The organism is Marinobacter sp. BSs20148, from assembly GCF_000283275.1.
GTDB classification, from domain to species: Bacteria; Pseudomonadota; Gammaproteobacteria; order Pseudomonadales; family Oleiphilaceae; genus Marinobacter; species Marinobacter psychrophilus.
Map to the genome: position 1 here is coordinate 125978 of NC_018268.1, position 17577 is coordinate 143554.

General features: G+C 55.0%; 14 protein-coding genes. 10 read left to right on the forward strand and 4 right to left on the reverse strand.

Features of this window, described 5'->3' with window-relative positions; translation table 11 throughout:
• Positions 1-253: 253 nt before the first annotated feature.
• The 4 genes from MRBBS_RS00535 (at position 254) to MRBBS_RS00550 (ending at position 4735) form a co-directional block, all read left to right on the forward strand.
• The gene (locus tag MRBBS_RS00535) at positions 254-1579 is read left to right on the forward strand and encodes an MFS transporter (protein ID WP_014869439.1); all 1326 of its coding nucleotides are present in this window, start codon (positions 254-256) and stop codon (positions 1577-1579) included.
• Between the two features lie 176 nt (positions 1580-1755).
• Positions 1756-2181 carry a MarR family transcriptional regulator gene (locus MRBBS_RS00540; protein ID WP_014869441.1) on the forward strand — a complete coding sequence of 142 codons (426 nt, stop codon included), beginning with the start codon at positions 1756-1758 and terminating at the stop codon, positions 2179-2181.
• 3 nt (positions 2182-2184) lie between these two features.
• The gene (locus MRBBS_RS00545) at positions 2185-3576 is read left to right on the forward strand and encodes a DHA2 family efflux MFS transporter permease subunit (protein WP_014869442.1); all 1392 of its coding nucleotides are present in this window, start codon (positions 2185-2187) and stop codon (positions 3574-3576) included.
• 148 nt (positions 3577-3724) lie between these two features.
• Positions 3725-4735, forward strand: a complete 1011-nt coding sequence (locus MRBBS_RS00550; RefSeq protein ID WP_014869443.1) for a L,D-transpeptidase family protein — start codon at positions 3725-3727, stop codon at positions 4733-4735.
• 98 nt (positions 4736-4833) lie between these two features.
• On the opposite strand, the gene MRBBS_RS00555 is transcribed toward MRBBS_RS00550, so the two are convergent.
• The 3 genes from MRBBS_RS00555 to MRBBS_RS00565 form a co-directional block, all read right to left on the reverse strand.
• A complete protein-coding gene (locus MRBBS_RS00555) occupies positions 4834-5115 on the reverse strand; it encodes an Lpp/OprI family alanine-zipper lipoprotein (protein ID WP_014869445.1) in 282 nt (93 codons plus the stop codon).
• Positions 5116-5378: 263 nt separating this feature from the next.
• Positions 5379-5942, reverse strand: coding sequence for a L,D-transpeptidase family protein (locus MRBBS_RS00560; RefSeq protein WP_014869446.1), 564 nt, complete (start codon positions 5940-5942; stop codon positions 5379-5381).
• A 65-nt stretch (positions 5943-6007) separates the two neighbouring features.
• Complete coding sequence (locus tag MRBBS_RS00565) at positions 6008-7774, reverse strand: potassium/proton antiporter (protein WP_014869447.1); 1767 nt, start codon at positions 7772-7774, stop codon at positions 6008-6010.
• Positions 7775-8129: 355 nt separating this feature from the next.
• On the opposite strand from MRBBS_RS00565, the gene MRBBS_RS00570 reads away from it, so the two are divergent.
• A complete protein-coding gene (locus MRBBS_RS00570) occupies positions 8130-9794 on the forward strand; it encodes an OFA family MFS transporter (RefSeq protein WP_014869448.1) in 1665 nt (554 codons plus the stop codon).
• 24 nt (positions 9795-9818) lie between these two features.
• Here MRBBS_RS00570 and MRBBS_RS00575 read toward each other — a convergent pair whose 3' ends face one another.
• Entirely contained in the window at positions 9819-10895 is a 1077-nt protein-coding gene (locus tag MRBBS_RS00575; protein ID WP_014869449.1) for a substrate-binding domain-containing protein, read from the reverse strand.
• Positions 10896-10996: 101 nt separating this feature from the next.
• Here MRBBS_RS00575 and MRBBS_RS00580 point away from each other — a divergent pair, with 101 nt between their 5' ends.
• The 5 genes from MRBBS_RS00580 to MRBBS_RS00600 are packed head-to-tail and all read left to right on the forward strand — an operon-like array spanning position 10997 to position 17104.
• Positions 10997-11527 (forward strand): formate dehydrogenase subunit gamma, encoded by a 531-nt coding sequence (locus tag MRBBS_RS00580; RefSeq protein WP_014869450.1) that lies wholly within the window; start codon positions 10997-10999, stop codon positions 11525-11527.
• A gap of 17 nt (positions 11528-11544) precedes the next feature.
• A complete protein-coding gene (locus MRBBS_RS00585; protein ID WP_014869451.1) occupies positions 11545-13104 on the forward strand; it encodes a formate dehydrogenase beta subunit in 1560 nt (519 codons plus the stop codon).
• A 1-nt stretch (position 13105) separates the two neighbouring features.
• Positions 13106-16027: a formate dehydrogenase subunit alpha gene (gene fdhF / locus MRBBS_RS00590; protein WP_014869452.1), complete on the forward strand. Its 2922-nt coding sequence runs from the start codon at positions 13106-13108 to the stop codon at positions 16025-16027.
• Positions 16002-16880 carry a formate dehydrogenase accessory sulfurtransferase FdhD gene (gene fdhD / locus MRBBS_RS00595; protein ID WP_014869453.1) on the forward strand — a complete coding sequence of 293 codons (879 nt, stop codon included), beginning with the start codon at positions 16002-16004 and terminating at the stop codon, positions 16878-16880. The genes fdhF and fdhD overlap by 26 nt, the downstream gene beginning before the upstream one ends.
• A complete protein-coding gene (locus MRBBS_RS00600) occupies positions 16877-17104 on the forward strand; it encodes a formate dehydrogenase subunit delta (protein WP_014869454.1) in 228 nt (75 codons plus the stop codon). Before fdhD ends, MRBBS_RS00600 begins: the two co-directional genes overlap by 4 nt.
• Positions 17105-17577: the final 473 nt, after the last annotated feature.

Here is a 17577-nt window from a genome sequence, read left to right on the forward strand (position 1 = left end):
TACATAAGTTGATTATGGTACATTTTCACAATCATGTGATCTGTTACGGCGTATTAATGTAAAAAATTGTAGAATTCCCTGTCCTCACTGGCTAAAACACTGAGTAACAGCGGCAAGTGCCTAGTGCATTGGCGATGTTGCGGCTGGTTTAATGACGGTGCTTGAAAAGCGCTGCTGTTCGACCGGAAAACATCCGTTGCTGCGATCACCAACACCACATCATATCCTCACCTGGTAATTCCGGAGTTCTGCCATGACCCGAATGGTCGTCTCATTGTTTGCGCTGCTTCTCAGCATCGTGCTGCTGAACGGCGGGAACGCTTTTCTGATGACGCTGCTAGGTATCCGCCTGAGTATTGAGAGCGTTGCGCCGGATACCATCGGTATGGTTTTGGTGTGTTACTCCATTGGTTTTGTGCTCGGCACTTTATTTGTGCAGAAAGTGGTATCACGGGTAGGGCATATTCGCGCTTTTGCCGTATTTGCGACCATCGCTGCGGTGGCATCACTGTTGTATCCCATGGCCATCAACATGGTTTTCTGGGCCATTTTGCGAGTGGTTTCGGGATTTAGCATGGCCGGCGTTCTGGTGGTCATCGAGAGCTGGTTTTCCGCCCGGGCGACCAATGCCAACCGCAGTACCCTGTTTGCGGTGTATCAGGTGGTGTATTTGCTGGCGGCTGTAGGTGGCCAGTTATTGATCAATGTGGGCAATCCCGCAGATTATGTACCTTTTTCCCTGGCGGCGATTCTATTGGTGCTGGCCCTAGTGCCCCTGGCCTTGACGCGAATGGAGGCGCCGGAAATTGCGCCTTCACCGAGACTGTCCGTGGTTAAACTGGCGCGCGAGTCGTTTACGGGTGTGGCCGGGGCCTTAATAACCGGCATACTGATTGGCAGTTTTTACGCGCTGGGGCCGGTTTACGCCACTCTGATAGGCCTGGGTGTAAGTCAGACCGCGAACTTTATGGCCTGCGCCATCCTTGCCGCCATGCTTCTGGCGTGGCCGATTGGCATTTTGTGCGATCGCTTTGACCGCCGTCGAATCATGTTCTGGATATCAGTGCTGGCGGCCATTGCTGCCTTGGTCGTTAGTATGTTGGGTAGCCATCAGTTACTGGCATTAACGTTGGCCGTGGCGGTATTTACAGGCCTGTCCGCAAGTATTTATCCGGTGGCCGTGGCGATCACTAACGACCGCATGGAAAGTTCTCGCATTGTTGCAGCCAGTGCTACGTTGCTGCTCAGCTATGGTATTGGCAGCGTGATCGGGCCAGTGGTGCTGTCTAAACTGATACAGCTTTTGGGCCCAGAGGGTCTGTTTTATGGTTATGCCGCTGCGCTGATCGTGTTGGCGGCGGCGACCAGCTATCGCATCACCCATACTGAGGATATCGCGGTGGAGGATCAGGAGCACTTTGTGCCGGCCATGCCCGAAACGTCTATGGTTTTGGCCGAAATGGATCCCCGCAACGCTGAGTTTACCGATTCGCCAGAGGTCGCAGCGGATACGGCACACGGCGAGCCGGATGAAGGCTCAATAGCTAAAGACGGCCTCCAGGATGCACCTGCCCGCTAAAAAGCGGGCGCCTTGGTTTCCCTGCTTTCAAATATTGCTTACTATTGCAAATCTGTATTTAAGCGCATGGTTAGCATGCTATTATTGAATGATTCCATAAAATAAGCTGAAGGCAGTGTTAGCTCTGTGGCTTTCATGGCGCTGGCGGCTTGCCAAAAACTCAGGAGCAATCACCGATGAGAGAGCAGTTTCCGTTTACCATTGCACGTGTTACCCGTCGCTGGCGCAAAATGCTGGACGAACGGTTGAAAGATCTGGGCGTTACCCAGGCGCGGTGGAGCACCATGTTCTATTTAAAAGCGGGTGGTGAAGGTTTAACCCAGCGCGAGCTGGCCAGTTTAATGGCTATTGAAAATCCGACACTGGTGCGTCTGTTAGACAGCCTGGAAGGCCAGGAGTTGATTGAGCGCCGCCCTTGTCCGAATGATCGCCGCGCCCGTCGCCTGCATTTGACTGACGGTGGCCGTGCGTTTATGGACGAGATGACCACTCGTGCAGATCGCCTGCGTGACGAAATGCTGGACGGCATCAGCGAAAAAGACATCGAAGTTACGCTGCGGGTTTTTGGAACGATTCTGGAAAACGCGCACAAGCAAAGGTAAACGGTGGCAGACAATTCGGTAGCAGGTCTGCAGCAGCGCTACGGCCAGCGCTGGCGCTGGCTTGCCGTCGCCACGGTGATGGCAGGCACCATGTCAACGGTACTCAGCGCTACCGTGGTGAACGTGGCGCTGTATGACATCATGCTTGAGTTCGGGGTGCGCCAGGGCCAAATCCACTGGCTTGCCACCGGCTTTATTGCAGCCATGACAACCACCATGCTGGCTTCCTCTTGGTTGCTGGACCATTTCGGCATCCGCAAAACCCTCGCGACAGCCATGGCGCTGTTCACCGTAATATCCCTGCTGGGAGGCTTTGCAGCTAGCCCAGAGCAACTTATTGCGGCGCGCATTGGCCAGGGCGCCATGGCTGGGTTGATGCAGCCTATGGCCATGTATCTGTTATTCCGAATTTTCCCCCGCAATCAGCGCGGCCGAGCCATGGGTATTTACGGTATGGGCGTGGTATTGGCACCGGCCCTGGGGCCGGTATTGGGCGGCTTTCTGGTAGACGAACTGACTTGGCGCTACGTGATGTTCGCGCCAGTGCCGGTGACGGCTACTGGCGTGTTTATGGTTTGGCGTTTTCTGCCGAGTCCAGAGAATAGACCCAATCCCTATCCATTGGATGTGCCGGGGTTGGTTTTGCTGGGCGCCGCCATTGGTTTATCTCTCGACAGTTTGAACAGGCTGCAAAATGTGCTCGGCCAAGGTGCGTTCATCGCTTCAGAGGCCGCGGCAGCATTGCTGTTCCTGACGCTATTCGTGTGGCGTGAACGCACTGCCAGGCACCCCTTGGTGAATATTGCACTATTGCGCAAACCGGTGTTTTTGTACGCCAATCTAGGCGCCATGGCTATGGGCCTGGCGTTGTTCGGCTCTACCTACCTGATTCCTTTATTCGCTCAGACCGCATTGGGTTCCAGTGCCACCGAGGCCGGTTTGTTAATGTTGCCTGCGGGTATCGTTTTGGGCATTGTTTTTCCTATTGCCGGCAATATGGCGGACAAACACAGCAGTCGTAAACTGGTTATTTTTGGCATTCTGGCATTTACGCTGTCGGCCACACTGTTTGCGTTGTCTGGCTTCGAAACCCCTCTGGGCTGGCTGGCTCTGTGGGCAGCGGTGGGAAGGGTTGGTATAGGTTTTATGTTGCCGGCACTGTCGATGGGTGCGTTGAATCCTTTGGCGCCAGAGGAGCTGGGCGCAGGGTCCAGTACCATCAGCTTTACCCGACAGCTTGGCGGGGCCTTTGGTGTTAACATGGTCGCATTGGCCATCGAACACGGTGATCATCAAAACGGCATGCCCACCGTAGAGGCGTTTCAGTTTGCCTGGTGGATGGTGGCGGTATTTTTGGCGCTGGCGATTGTTCCAGTGTGGAAAATGCGCACCTGATAGCGCCGGTATTCATTGCCTTTTGTAGCCAAGCGCCAGTAATCTACTCGCTCTGCCGTCGGGTTCATTTTGTGGCCTGTGCGTAATGGAACTCCTGGTTGGGTCCAGGGTCTGAATTTTGTCTGTTCCTGTCTTTGAGTAGAATGTTATGGGTGTGAAAATGCGTTTATTGACACTGTTGCTGAGTGCAGCCTTTGCGCCTTTGCTGCTGGCTCAGGGCGCAGCGAATCCTGTTCCGGCTGATAAGGCAGCAAGAGTGGCTACCTACAGTATTCAGGGCGATATGGCCGGGCAGTTGAGTGTGTTTAAAACCCGCTACGAAGACACCTTTGCCGATATAGGTATCGCTGAGGCTCTGGGTTATCTGGAATTGGTGAAAGCCAACCCTGGAGTAGACCCGTGGCTGCCTGGCGAAGGCACCAGTATTACTTTGCCCCGGCACTATGTTATGCCGGATGCGAAGCGCGAAGGGATTGTGATCAACCTGGCGGAATATCGCCTTTATTACTTTACCGACAGCGGCGTTCAGGTTTACCCGGTGGGCGTTGGTACCGAAGAAAACCCATCACCGTTAACGAACGCTCAGGTGACCATGGCTTTGACGTCGCCAGCTTGGTACCCGCCTGAGAGTATTCGCGCCGAGCACGCCGCTGTTGGCGATTTCCTGCCGCGGATGATTCCGCCGGGGCCAGATAACCCGTTGGGTAGCCATGCGCTTATTTTGAGTGAAAAAGGCTATTTAATTCATGGCACCAATAAAAAATTTGGTGTCGGTATGGCGGTAAGCCATGGTTGTTTCCGCATGTATAACGAAGACATTTCGCGTTTTGCTTATCAGATTGCAAAGGGCACACCGGTGCAGATAGTCCGTCAATCAGTGAAAGTGGGTGTTGCCAATGGTCAGGTGTGGCTGGAAGTACATCGGCCCGAGGAAGATTATTCTGCAGCGGATCGCAACAAGCTTTGGCTGGCTACAGTGGAACAGTTGGAACGTCTGGCTATTGCTCACCCAGAAGTGGAAGTACGGCGTAGGGCGATTGAAATTGCAGTTGATCAAGCGAGCGGCGTGCCTACGGTGATTGGTGAGAAAATTACATCGGTGGCGAAAGGTGAGCCTGTAAAGGTCATAGAAAATGCTGGGCAACAGCTGTATTTTTAAGCGCAGGCGCCAGAGAGCGCTTAAGCGTGGTTGTTTCAGATACAAAATCAGGACACAAAAAAAGGCCGGGGTTACCGGCCTTTTTTACAGTGCAAAGCTTACTTCTTGCTGGCTTGGTCAAGCATGCGCTTGGCGCGCTCGTTGGCTTCGTCAGCGGATTTTTGAGCAGCTTTGGCAGCAGCCAGAGCTTGGTCAGCTGTCTGCTTGGCAGAGCGGGCAGAACTGGCGGCGCTGTTGGCAGTGTTCATTGCATTTTCAGCCGTTTGCTCAGCTGAATTAGCTGTAGCAGTGGCTTCGCTCATAGCAGCGTCATCAGTAGTGGCACAACCAGCAGTCAAAGCAGCTGCCAGTGCAAACCCAGCGATCGTCAGTTTACGCATTGCAAATCCCCTTATTAGTCGTTGTATTTCCCGAAGTCCGATAATCAATGTAGCTGACGTCCCGTCAACTCACCTCCTGTCAATACAGGTCTGATTGGCGATTGAATGCCGAACCAGTTGATAGTGTAAATCAGTCTGCCACCAAATGTTAACTAAGCGTAGGTAAATGTCCGAAGCTTATGACAACAACGTAATATTACACCGCGTTCCATGTCAGAAAATTATTCTAATGCCGACACTTAGCTTACTTTTTAACAAGGGCTTCAGGGCAGGATTTCAATCGGTGTGCCATCGCTTACCAGTTGCCAGATTTCATCAATCTCTTGATTGCTGACAGCAATGCAACCGTCAGTCCAATCAAGCCCCAAAAAAGCAAAAGCAAAATTGTCGTCGGTTCCGTTGGGCAGGCCGTGAATCATGATACTGCCGCCTGGGTTCAGGCCCCAGTTTTCGGCCATTTCACGGTCTTTGGCGCTGGGGTAGGAAATGTGAATAGACTTGTGAAATGAACTGCCGGCGTTGCGCCAGTCCAGCGAGTATTCGCCTTCTGGGGTGCGGCTGTCGCCTTCGTAAAGCTTGTGGCCCAAGGGGTTGTCACCCAGCGAAATGCGATATTGGCGGACAACCTGCTCACCACTGAGTAACTGCAGTGAACGCTCGCCTTTTTGCACCAGTACTTTGGTGATGGACGGTAGCTGGTCGATGTCTGACGAATGCGGAAATGGAAGACGGATGTCTGCTCGCGCCAGCAAATCCGAAGCCAGGGCCTGGGGCGTGAGCAAAGTGAGCAGCAGTGAACATAAAACAAACAATCGACCCAGACCCATAAAACCGACGTACCGATGATTAAAGTTAATTTAGAATGTTTATATCATGACTGAAGGAGCAGTTGTTAATGGGTTTTGTCATCTTTGGTGTTGTTATGTTTTGCTTCGGCTGCGTTTTGCTGGGCGTCCATTTTCAGGCCCACCTTGGCAACGATGTCGCCGTTCATTGAGCGCACCACCAGCGTAACCGGCCCCAGAGCGACCAGGTCGCCAATAACCGGGCGGCCTTTGGTACGTTGGGCAAAACATTCAGCAAGTGACAAGTCTGGCGGCAGTTCATCAAATTCAATGCCGTAAACCTGCTCTACATCGCCCAGCAGAGCGTCGCCGTTCAGCACAAAGTCGCCAAAGAACGCACGTTCGGCCAAGTGACCGGGAGCGTAGGCCCCGCTGAGTGATTTGTTCAGGTCCGGTAAAACGCTTGGGGTAGCAAATACGGCGACAACGTCGCCCTGAATCACTTCAAGATCGGGTTGTGATTGTAGGCACAGGCGGTTGCGGAATACGCCGGCCACCGCCGTGTTATCTGGAAGTTTGAGCTGGTCTAGGCGCCGCGGCAGTTCCCAGTTTTTGCCCCTCAGCGGAAACAGCATTAATTCATGGTCGCCGGCGGCCGGGGCGTCCAGCGGAAAGCGGCGAAACGGCGCGTTGTCGGCGGGCACTTCCAGTTTTAGCCAACGCGCTACAGGCGCCATGGTGGTGCCCTGAACCAGCAATGACACCAGCACGATAAAGAAAGCGGCATGGAACACCAGTTGCGCGTCTGGCAGGCCGGCAATAATGGGGAACAGTGCCAGCACAATAGGCACCGCACCGCGCAGACCCACCCAGCTGATAAAACCCAGCTCACGGCGGTTGAAGCCAAATGGCCAGAGCGTGGCCAATACGGTGAGCGGCCGAATCACGAAGATTAGAGCCAGCGCCAATATCAGGCCTCCGCCCGCCAAGGGCAACAACTCCGATGGAGTTACTAAAAGCCCAAGCATCAAAAACAGGCACAGCTGCGCTAGCCAAGCCAAGCCGTCGTGCACCTGCAGAATCATCGGCATCATGCGTACGGGCCGGTTGCCAATCACCACGCCGGTCAGGTAAATCGCCAAAAAGCCACTGCCGCCCAGAGCGTTGGTGGCGGAAAATACGGCAATACCACCGGCGGCGACCAGCAGTGGGTAAAGCGGCGGTGCCAGGCGCATCCGATTGGCCAGTGCGACAACTGCAACGCCGCCGATCAGCCCGGCAACACTGCCGATACCAAACTGTTCTACCAGTAATAGCAGAGCGGAGCCAACGGTGTTTTCGCCTGCGTTACCAATCAGTGTGACCATCAGCAACGTCAGGAAAATGGCCATGGGATCGTTGCTGCCAGACTCGATTTCCAAGGTGGCGCTGACACGCTCGTTGAGATGAACGCCGCTGCCTTGAAGCATCGAGAACACAACGGCAGCGTCGGTAGACGAGATAATAGCGCCAACCAGTAACGCCAGCATCCAATGCAAATCGAACACCCACCAGGCCACGACCGCTGCGCCGGCAGCGGTTAGAAAAACACCGAGAGTTGCCAATACCAGAGCCGGGCGCAGGCCAACACGGAAGGTTTCAGCGCGGGTGCGCATGCCACCGTCCAGCAAAATTACGCCCAGGGCCAGACTGGCGATTAAAAACGCCAGCTGGTAATCATCAAAACGAATGCCGCCGGGTCCGTCTTGACCCATGATCATGCCGACTGCCAAAAAAATCAGCAGTACGGGCATGCCCAACCGACTAGAAAGCGGGCTTAAAACAATGCTGATAACCAGCATCAGGGCACCCACCAGGGTGAGAATCGGGTCCATCACAACTCCACATCAAGAATGGCAAGCAGGGCCAGGCAAAAGGATCGTGTTGGCTTGCTTTAAGTCTGCCCATAGCTGGCACGGTTAACAAGTAGAGTCGGTGCGAGTTGCGCTGGGTATGTCGCAGGCGTTGTTGTTGGGCGCTAAAGGGCAGTTGCCGAGAGTTATATATGCATATGAATTCATACGTTAAATACCTATTTGCTGTTTGACTATCCAAAGAATCACATTAATACTCAACCCCGCAAATTTATCAGTCAGCGATATATGTTTTTACGTGCATATATTGGTGCTGAGTGATCAATTCCAAGCTGTGATAAATAACAATACGACAACAACAAAATAGAGGTTATTGATGGATGGCATGGCACAAGACCGTTTACAAAACGGCGACGAGGCGCGCTCCAACCCCGGTTTTTTTGACCGTGAAAACACGGTTGCAGGCCCCAATTTCAACCGTTGGTTGGTACCCACTGCGGCGCTGGCGATTCATCTTTGCATCGGCATGGCCTATGGCTTTTCGGTGTTTTGGCTGCCTATGGCCAATTTGGTAACGGCTGCAGACCCGGTGGCCTGCGCCGATATCGGCATACTTCAGGCAATGACGACCACGTCCTGCAATTGGGCCGTTAGCCATGTGACTTATACCTTTGGTATTTTTATAGCCATGCTGGGCATTTCGGCCGCGGTGTGGGGTGCCTGGCTGGAACACGCCGGCCCGCGTAAAGCCGGCGCCATCGCAGCGGTATGCTGGGGTGGAGGCATGATTCTGGGTGGCGTAGGTGTCATGACCCATCAGCTGTGGTTGCTGTATCTGGGCTGCGGTGTGCTAGGTGGTATTGGCCAGGGTTTGGGTTACATCACTCCGGTGTCTACGCTGATTAAATGGTTTCCCGACCGCCGCGGCATGGCGACCGGCTTTGCAATTATGGGTTACGGCGGTGGGGCCATGGTGGGTGCTCCACTGGCGGTTTGGTTGATGGGCTATTTTTCTGTGGACGGTGGCAAAGGTGTGGCCAGCACGTTGATGGTGATGGGCGTCATTTACTTTTTTGTGATGATGGCCGGCGCTCTGGGCTTTCGCGTGCCACCTAATGGTTGGAAACCAACGGGTTGGGAACCCCCCCAGGGTAAACAGGCCAATGCCATGATCACTCACGGCCATGTACATCTGAGTAAAGCTTGGAAAACACACCAGTTCTGGATGATCTGGAGCGTGCTGTTTTTGAACGTAACAGCGGGTATTGCGGTGATTTCCATGGCCAGCCCCATGCTGCAGGATGTTTTTGGCGGTGCGCTTGTGGGCATTAAAGGCTCTGCAGTGGCGCTGACCGCCGCGCAGAAAACAGCCGTTGTGGCAGCAGCTGCCGGGCTGGTTGGCCTGATCAGTCTGTTCAATAGTGTTGGTCGGTTGTTCTGGGCATCGCTGTCGGACAAGCTTGGCCGCAAAAACACCTATCTCATCTTTTTTGTTCTCGGTATTGCCATGTACTGCTTGTTGCCCACTTGGGGACACTTGGGTATGGCGGGCATGTTCGTCATTTCCATCTGCGTGATCTTGAGTATGTACGGCGGTGGTTTCGCCACGGTACCCGCGTACCTGGCTGATATTTTTGGCACTCAAATGGTGGGTGCGATTCATGGCCGGCTGTTAACCGCCTGGACGGCAGCAGGGCTTGTTGGACCGGTGGTTATTGCGTTGATTCGCGAGGTGCAGCTGGAGGCGGGAATAGAGCCTGCTCTGGTGTACGACCGCACGCTGTACATTATGGCGGGTTTATTGGTAGTAGGTCTGATCTGTAACAGCTTGATCAAGCCAGTAGATCATTTACTGCACATGACCGACGCAGAGCTGGAGGGCGAGCGGAGGTTGCAGCGCGACAGCGGTGTGTCGTCTCACGCCCAAACCGCCGCCCGTGGAACTTTCGGGATTACCGGTGTGCTGGCTTGGATGGCGGTGGGTATACCGTTCCTGATCGGCCTGTACATTGCTCTGGCCAAAGCGGCGGCGTTGTTTTAACGAGCAGGGCCGGCCGGTTCTAGGTTATTGGTCAGAAGCGATTAGCTCGTCAAAGCCGGTAATCTGGCCGGGCTGGTCGGGCTGATAGCCTGGAACGCTGTCGATGCGTTCAAGCAGTTCGGGTGCACGAAGTAGCTCAATCAGATGGTCAAGCGCGCTTTGCGACAGGTGCTCTGGCCGATAGATCAGCAGATAGTGCTCGCAGGCCAGTTCCAAAAAGTCCAGGCCGAACTGGTCGGCTGCGGCCTGCACACCAAAGCCCACATCGGCCATGCCGGAGGCCACAAACGCCGCCACGGCGGTGTGGGTGAATTCTTGCTGGCCACTGCCATTGATGCTGTTTGCATCTAACCCTTGCTGCTCTAGCAGCAGATTGAACAGGATACGGGTACCGGAATGTAAGTCGCGGCTGATAAAGCGCAATCCGGATTCGCTGAAGTCTTTCAGGCTGCGCACCTGCGGATGTTCGCCTTTGCGCAGCATCAGGCCTTCGCGTCTGGTCACAAAACGAATCAGTCGATGGCTGCCGTCACTGAGTAAATCCAGGTAGTGGCTTAAAACTTGGCGAGCCAGCTGCGGACAAGTAGGGAGGTGGAAGCTGGCAATGTCGCATTCACCCCGATTGAGCGCGGAAATCGCTTCCGCAGGATTGCGATATTGCAGGTTTATGTTCAGCTGTTCTGCCACTTCGGGCAGCAGCGCCACTGCATAACCGTGGCTGGCGTGCAGGCGCAGCGTTGGTTTTGTGTTGGCCAGCAGTTGCTGAATCTGGTCATTCAGTTCGGCAGTCATGCTGTCTATTTGCGGCCCTAAGCGCGCGTCGACCCGATGTTCGGCCCACAGCAGTTTTTCGCCCAGGGGGGACAGTTGGGAGCCTTGGCCTTTGCGCATGATGACCAGTGGCAAGCCAATAATATGGCCGCCACGGTTAAGCAGGTTCCAAGCGTGGCGATAGGAAATGCCCGCGTTTGTAGCGGCTGCGGTAAGTTTACCGGTGTCGCGAATGCCTTCAAGCAAGCGGAACAGAATCGGCTCAAACAGTTCTCCGTTGGCGGTACGGAAAATCCAGGCGGGTGAGATATTTAGTTTTTTATTATGCACTTTAATTCATATTCCGTAGGTTGGGGCAGAGTGCTAGTTTAGTTACTGTTGAGAGATCGGCTACTGTACCAAAATAAAAACAGGTAGGAACAATTATGCATATGTTAGAGACAACCGACCCAAAAGCGGCGGTTATGTCCATGCCTGTGGCAGGCGATTGGAGTCCTGAGATTATTCGTCAGGAAGTCGCTGCCCTACAGCACAAACCCGGTGCGCTTTTACCTATTCTGCACGCTATACAAGACCGCGTTGGTTATGTACCGGAAGACGCTGTACCCATTATTGCTGAAATGCTGCAGCAGACCCGCGCCGATATTCACGGTGTTATCAGCTTTTACCACCATTTCCGCACTCACCCGTCCGGCAGCAATCTGCTGGAGGTATGTCGTGCTGAAGCCTGCCAGGCTCGCGGCGGACGCGCTCTTGAGCGCCACGTTCAGGAGCGCCTAAGTGTGGGCTATCACGATACCACCGCCGACAACGAGTTCACTCTTGTGCCTGTGTATTGCTTGGGCAACTGCGCCTGTGGCCCGTCTATTCGTGTGAACAATGACATCATCGGCCGCGTGACGCCGCAGAAATTTGACCAGCTGGTAGACGCTCTCACAACGTCTGTTCTTCAGCTAAAATAAAGGCAGTAGCAAACTCCATGACAACAACAATTTATGTGCCCTGCGATACCACCGCCTTGTCTCTGGGCGCAGACCGCGTAGTACAGAAACTCCAACAGGCGGCAGCCCAGAAAAATATTGAACTTCACCTGATACGCAACGGCTCTCGTGGTCTATTCTGGCTGGAACCTCTGGTGGAAGTACAAACTCCTTATGGCCGTGTGGCTTATGGTCCGGTGGAACCGGAGCAAGTGGACGAGCTGGTGGCCGCCGGTTTGTTTGACGGTAACCCCGAGCATCCGCTGTTTCTGGGGGACATTTCTCAGCACTCGTACTTGCAACAACAACAACGCCTGACGTTTGCCCGCATTGGTATTACCGACCCGATTTGTATTGAAGACTATATTGCCCACGGCGGTTTTGCCGGCCTGAAGAAAGCAGCTGCGCTGACCACTCAGGGCATTGTGGACGAAGTAAAAGTGTCTGGCCTGCGCGGCCGTGGCGGCGCCGCTTTTCCGGCCGGCATAAAATGGCAGACCGTGCTGGACGAACCCCAAAACCAGCAGAAATACGTGGTGTGCAACGCCGATGAGGGCGATTCCGGTACCTTCGCCGATCGCCTGGTGATGGAGTGCGACCCCTACATGCTGATAGAGGGCATGACTATTGCCGGCTTGGCGGTCGGTGCCACTCTGGGCTTTATTTACGTGCGCTCGGAATACTTGCTGTCGCAAAAGATGCTGGACGAAGCCATCCGCAGAGCCGAAGTACTCGGTTATTTGGGCGATAATGTCTGCGGCAACGGCCGCAGCTTCCGTCTGGAAGTTCGCTTGGGCGCCGGCGCGTATATTTGTGGCGAAGAAACCTCGCTGCTGGAAAGCCTGGAAGGCAAGCGCGGGCTGGTTCGCTCCAAGCCGCCACTACCTGCCATAAAGGGCCTTTTTGGACAGCCTACAGTCGTGAACAATGTGCTGTCTCTGGCCGCTGTGCCCTACATCATGGCCCATGGCGGCAAAGCCTATGCAGACTACGGCATGGGCCGCTCTTTAGGCACCCTGCCGATTCAACTGGCGGGCAACATCAAACACGGAGGCCTTATTGAACTGGCCTTCGGCGCAAGTTTACGCAAAGTGCTGGAAGATTTTGGCGGTGGTACCTTCACCGGCCGGCCCATGAGGGCGGTACAGGTAGGCGGCCCGTTAATGGCGTATTTGCCGGAAAGCCAGTGGGATACGCCAATGGATTACGAAGCCTTCGCCAAATTGGGAGCGGGCATTGGTCACGGCGGTGTAGTGGCGTTTGATGACACAGTGGATATGGGCGAGCAGGCCCGTTTTGCGATGGAGTTCTGCGCCGCAGAATCCTGTGGCAAGTGCACGCCTTGCCGAATTGGCTCAGTGCGCGGCGTGGAAGTGATTGACCGCATACGTGCCGGCGAACACCGTGATAACAACTTGGTATTGCTGCAGGAACTGTGCGAAACCATGGTGGACGGCTCACTGTGCGCCATGGGCGGCATGACGCCCTTCCCGGTGCAAAGCGTGATGAAACACTTTCCAGAAGACTTGATGGCCAGCCCGCGCCCAGTGGAGGCATAACATGTTGCACTATTACGATCCAGGCACCCAGAACTACGAAGCCGGCAAGAGCGCTCTGAACCCCGATTTTGATTTCGGTACCCCGGCAAGGGTGTCCGAAACCTTGGTGTCGGTTTCTATCGACGGCCGCGAGATTACCGTTCCTGAAGGCACTTCTGTGCTGCGGGCGGCCGCGCTGGCGGGCATCAACATTCCGAAGCTGTGCGCCTCTGACAACCTGGAGCCTTTTGGCTCTTGCCGCCTGTGTGCGGTAGAAATCGAAGGTCGCCGTGGCTACCCAGCTTCCTGCACCACGCCGGTGTCTGAAGGCATGGACGTGACCACCCAGACCGGAAAGCTGGCAAAATTGCGCCGCAACATCATGGAGCTGTACATCTCTGACCATCCATTGGACTGCCTGACCTGTCCGGCCAACGGCGACTGCGAGTTGCAGGATGTGGCCGGCGTGGTAGGCCTGCGGGAAGTGCGTTACGGTTTTGATGGCAAGAATCATTTAGACGCGGAAATTGACGATTCTAACCCGTACTTCAGTTTCGACCCCAGCAAGTGCATCGTGTGTTCCCGCTGCGTGCGCGCCTGTGAAGAAGTACAGGGCACGTTTGCCCTGACCATCGAAGGCCGCGGCTTTGATTCTATCGTCTCTGCCAGCCAGAACGAGCCGTTTATGGATTCCGAATGCGTGTCTTGTGGCGCTTGTGTGCAAGCTTGCCCCACCTCCACGCTGATGGAAAAGAGCGTGATCGACGCCGGTCAGCCGGAACACAGCGTGATCACCACCTGCGCCTACTGTGGCGTGGGTTGCTCGTTCAAAGCCGAAATGAAAGGCGAAGAAGTGGTGCGCATGGTTCCTTACAAAGGCGGCGACGCCAACCATGGCCACTCGTGTGTCAAAGGCCGCTTTGCCTTTGGCTACGCCACCCACAAAGACCGTATCAAAGAACCGATGATTCGTGAATCCATCAACGATCCGTGGCAAGTGGTGTCCTGGGACGAAGCATTGGCGTTCTCCGCCAAAAAACTCAAAGGCATTCAGGCCGAATTCGGTCGTGAAAGCATTGGCGGCATTACCTCTTCACGCTGCACCAACGAAGAAACCTATCTGGTACAAAAGCTGGTGCGGGCGGCGTTTGGCAACAACAACACCGACACCTGCGCGCGGGTGTGCCATTCCCCCACCGGTTACGGTTTAAAAACCACCTTGGGCGAATCCGCCGGTACCCAGACTTTTGATTCAGTGATGAAAGCCAACGTCATTGTGGTCATTGGTGCTAACCCGACTGACGCCCACCCGGTGTTTGGCTCGCTGATGCGCCGGCGCTTGCGCCAGGGCGCCAAGCTGGTGGTGATTGACCCTCGCCGTATTGACGTTTTGAAAACGCCTCACGCTGACGAAGGGCTGCACTTACCGCTGCGACCCGGCACCAACGTAGCGATGGTAAACGCCATGGCCCATGTGGTGGTGACCGAAGGTCTGGAAGACAAAGAATTTATCAATAGCCGTTGCGATACGGAGGCCTACAACGCCTGGCGCACCTTTATTGCCGAGGAACGCAACTCCCCGGAAGCCATGGAAGAAATCACCGGCGTGCCGGCCGCCAAGGTTCGGGAAGCGGCGCGAATTTACGCCGAAGCCGAAAATGGCGCGATTTACTACGGCCTGGGCGTTACCGAGCACAGCCAGGGTTCTACTATGGTGATGGGCATTGCCAACCTGGCGTTGGCTACCGGCAACATCGGCAGCGAAGGCGGCGGTGTGAACCCGTTGCGGGGTCAGAACAACGTTCAGGGCTCTTGTGATATGGGGTCTTTCCCCCACGAATTGCCGGGCTATCAGCACGTGAGTGACCCGGAAGTGCGAGAACGCTTCAAGGCGGTGTGGGGTGTGGAAATTGACCACGAGCCCGGGTTGCGCATTCCCAACATGTTTGACGCCGCCATCGCCGGTACCTTCAAGGCGTTGTATGTTCAGGGTGAAGACATTGCCCAATCAGACCCCAACACCCACCATGTGGAAGCCGCTTTAAAAGCACTGGACTGCCTGATTGTGCAGGATATTTTCCTGAACGAAACCGCCAAGTTTGCTCACGTGTTGCTGCCAGGCTCCACCTTCCTGGAGAAGAACGGCACATTCACCAACGCCGAGCGCCGCATCAATCGTGTGCGCAAAGTGATGGAACCGATTGCCGGCATGGAAGACTGGGAAGTCACCATGGCGCTGTCAAACGCCTTGGGTTACCCGATGCATTACAACCATCCTTCTGAAATCATGGATGAAATTGCGTTGTTGACGCCGTCATTCACCGGTGTGAATTACGACAAGCTGGAACGGCTGGGTAGTATTCAATGGCCGTGTAACGATAAGCACCCAGACGGCACGCCCACCATGCACACTCTGGACTTCCCGATTGGTAAGGGCCGCTTTGCAGTGACCGAATACCTGGCCACCGAAGAACGCGCCAGCCGCCGCTTCCCGCTGCTGCTGACCACTGGGCGGATATTGTCGCAGTACAACGTGGGCGCACAAACCCGGCGTACCGCTAATAGCGACTGGCACGAGGAAGACCTGCTGGAACTGCATCCTAGTGATGCCGAATTGCGCGGTGTAAAAGAAGGCGATTGGCTGGGTATCAGCAGCCGCGTAGGCCACACCGTGCTGCGGGCGAAGCTTAGTACCCGGATGTTACCGGGCGTGGTTTTTACCACCTTCCACCACCCGGGCAGCGGTGCCAACGTAATCACCACCGATAACTCGGATTGGGCCACCAACTGCCCGGAATACAAGGTGACCGCCGTGCAGGTAGAAAAAGTGTCCCAGCCATCTGACTGGCAGCGTAACTTTGTTGACTTCGACAAACGCCAGCAGGACTTTGCAAAACCGGCTAAGGAGCATTCGGCTGATGCCCATGCAAGCGCCCTCAAATAACGGATCGCCTGACGCCACAGCCGCGCCCACCGGTGAATGCCCTACGCCGGTGAGCGCTGCGATGGTGGACGTGCGCGGAGGCATTGACCGGGCGCCAGGCCAAGACTGGGTCGCCGAAGAAGTGCCGGTGGCCATGGTGTACAACGGCGTGTCTCATGCGGTGATGATGGCGTCGCCCTGTGACCTGGAAGACTTTGCTCTGGGTTTCAGCATCAGTGAGGGTATTCTTGAAAAGCCAGAGCAGCTGTTCAGCATTGAGCTAAAACCCACGCAAGACGGTATTGAACTAGACATGCACATAGCGGGCGACTGTTATGCGCGCTTGCGCGAGCAGCGTCGTAACATGGTGGGCCGCACCGGTTGCGGTCTTTGTGGCACTGAATCTTTGGCTCACGTGGCGCGGGCTATTGCTCGGGTTTCGGCGCAGCCGTTGCCCGCAGACGACGCGGTTCAGGCTGCGCTTCATAGCTTGAAAAATCACCAGCCATTGCAGCTGCAAACCGGCGCCACCCACGGGGCGGCCTGGTGCGATAGCAGCGGGCAGATTGTTCAGGCAAGAGAAGATGTTGGCCGCCATAACGCGTTGGATAAGTTGATCGGGGTCTGCCTGCGTGAGGGTGGCGATCAGGCTTTCGACAAGGGTTTTGCGTTGATCTCCAGCCGCGCCAGTTTTGAAATGGTGCAGAAAAGCGCCAGCGTTGGCATCAGCACGTTGGTGGCGGTATCCGCGCCAACGGCTCTTGCTATCCGAGAAGCCCGCGAAAGCGGCATGAACCTTATCGGTTTTGCCCGGCCGGGCCGCCACGTCATCTACGCCCCCGTTGACGACACTGTTCAGGAGAATACCTTGTGAGTGACCAGCAAATAACCAACCTGATCAAAATGATCGACCAGATTATTGCCAACAACCTGCACCACGGTGACGACGACCAGGTGACCGACGTTGCCGCCGGCCACCTGCAGAAATTCTGGGCTCGCAGCATGAAGCAGCAGGTGATCGCTTATGCAAACAGCGAAGGCGCAGAATTGTCACCGTTGGCGCAAAAAACCATCGCTAAGCTGCAGGCCGTATCTTAGATTTTCGCTGCATTACAAGCTTGTGTACGTTGCTATCCCTTCCTGACAGCGCCAGCTCGGATGTGTCATGAGGGATAAAAGAAGGTGGCTGAAAATGTTATTTTTCAAGAGCTTAACCTCGAGGATAGACCAGGCATAAACCGCCGATACCCTTGTCTAATATTGAATCTACGGCCATTAAAGTAGCAAGCTAATTTATAGCAATTAATGCTGCGCGCGCCGGTGAATCTGGTCGTGGCTTTGCATTGGAAGCTGTGCAGTGTGCAGTCTGGCCCAGTTTAGCCACAGTTCAAACTGTGAAATTCATGGTATTGTTAATGGCACGTTGGCGCCTGCCGAGAGCTCGGTCAGTATCACGGTGCATGGCAAACAGTCTGTGGATAAGTGCTTAGAGCGAATGCTTGACGCCGAGAGCACCTTAAAACCGCGTATCGGGTTCAGTCGTAGTATTACATAGCGGTTGACTTAGATGG

Coding starts and splice junctions, on each gene's coding strand:
- MRBBS_RS00535 (WP_014869439.1), top strand. CDS start 254: ATGACCCGAATGGTCGTCTCATTGTTTGCGCTGCTTCTCAGCATCGTG.
- MRBBS_RS00540 (WP_014869441.1), top strand. CDS start 1,756: ATGAGAGAGCAGTTTCCGTTTACCATTGCACGTGTTACCCGTCGCTGG.
- MRBBS_RS00550 (WP_014869443.1), top strand. CDS start 3,725: ATGGGTGTGAAAATGCGTTTATTGACACTGTTGCTGAGTGCAGCCTTT.
- MRBBS_RS00555 (WP_014869445.1), bottom strand. CDS start 5,115: ATGCGTAAACTGACGATCGCTGGGTTTGCACTGGCAGCTGCTTTGACT.
- MRBBS_RS00560 (WP_014869446.1), bottom strand. CDS start 5,942: ATGGGTCTGGGTCGATTGTTTGTTTTATGTTCACTGCTGCTCACTTTG.
- MRBBS_RS00565 (WP_014869447.1), bottom strand. CDS start 7,774: ATGGACCCGATTCTCACCCTGGTGGGTGCCCTGATGCTGGTTATCAGC.
- MRBBS_RS00570 (WP_014869448.1), top strand. CDS start 8,130: ATGGATGGCATGGCACAAGACCGTTTACAAAACGGCGACGAGGCGCGC.
- MRBBS_RS00580 (WP_014869450.1), top strand. CDS start 10,997: ATGTTAGAGACAACCGACCCAAAAGCGGCGGTTATGTCCATGCCTGTG.
- MRBBS_RS00585 (WP_014869451.1), top strand. CDS start 11,545: ATGACAACAACAATTTATGTGCCCTGCGATACCACCGCCTTGTCTCTG.
- fdhF (WP_014869452.1), top strand. CDS start 13,106: ATGTTGCACTATTACGATCCAGGCACCCAGAACTACGAAGCCGGCAAG.
- fdhD (WP_014869453.1), top strand. CDS start 16,002: ATGCCCATGCAAGCGCCCTCAAATAACGGATCGCCTGACGCCACAGCC.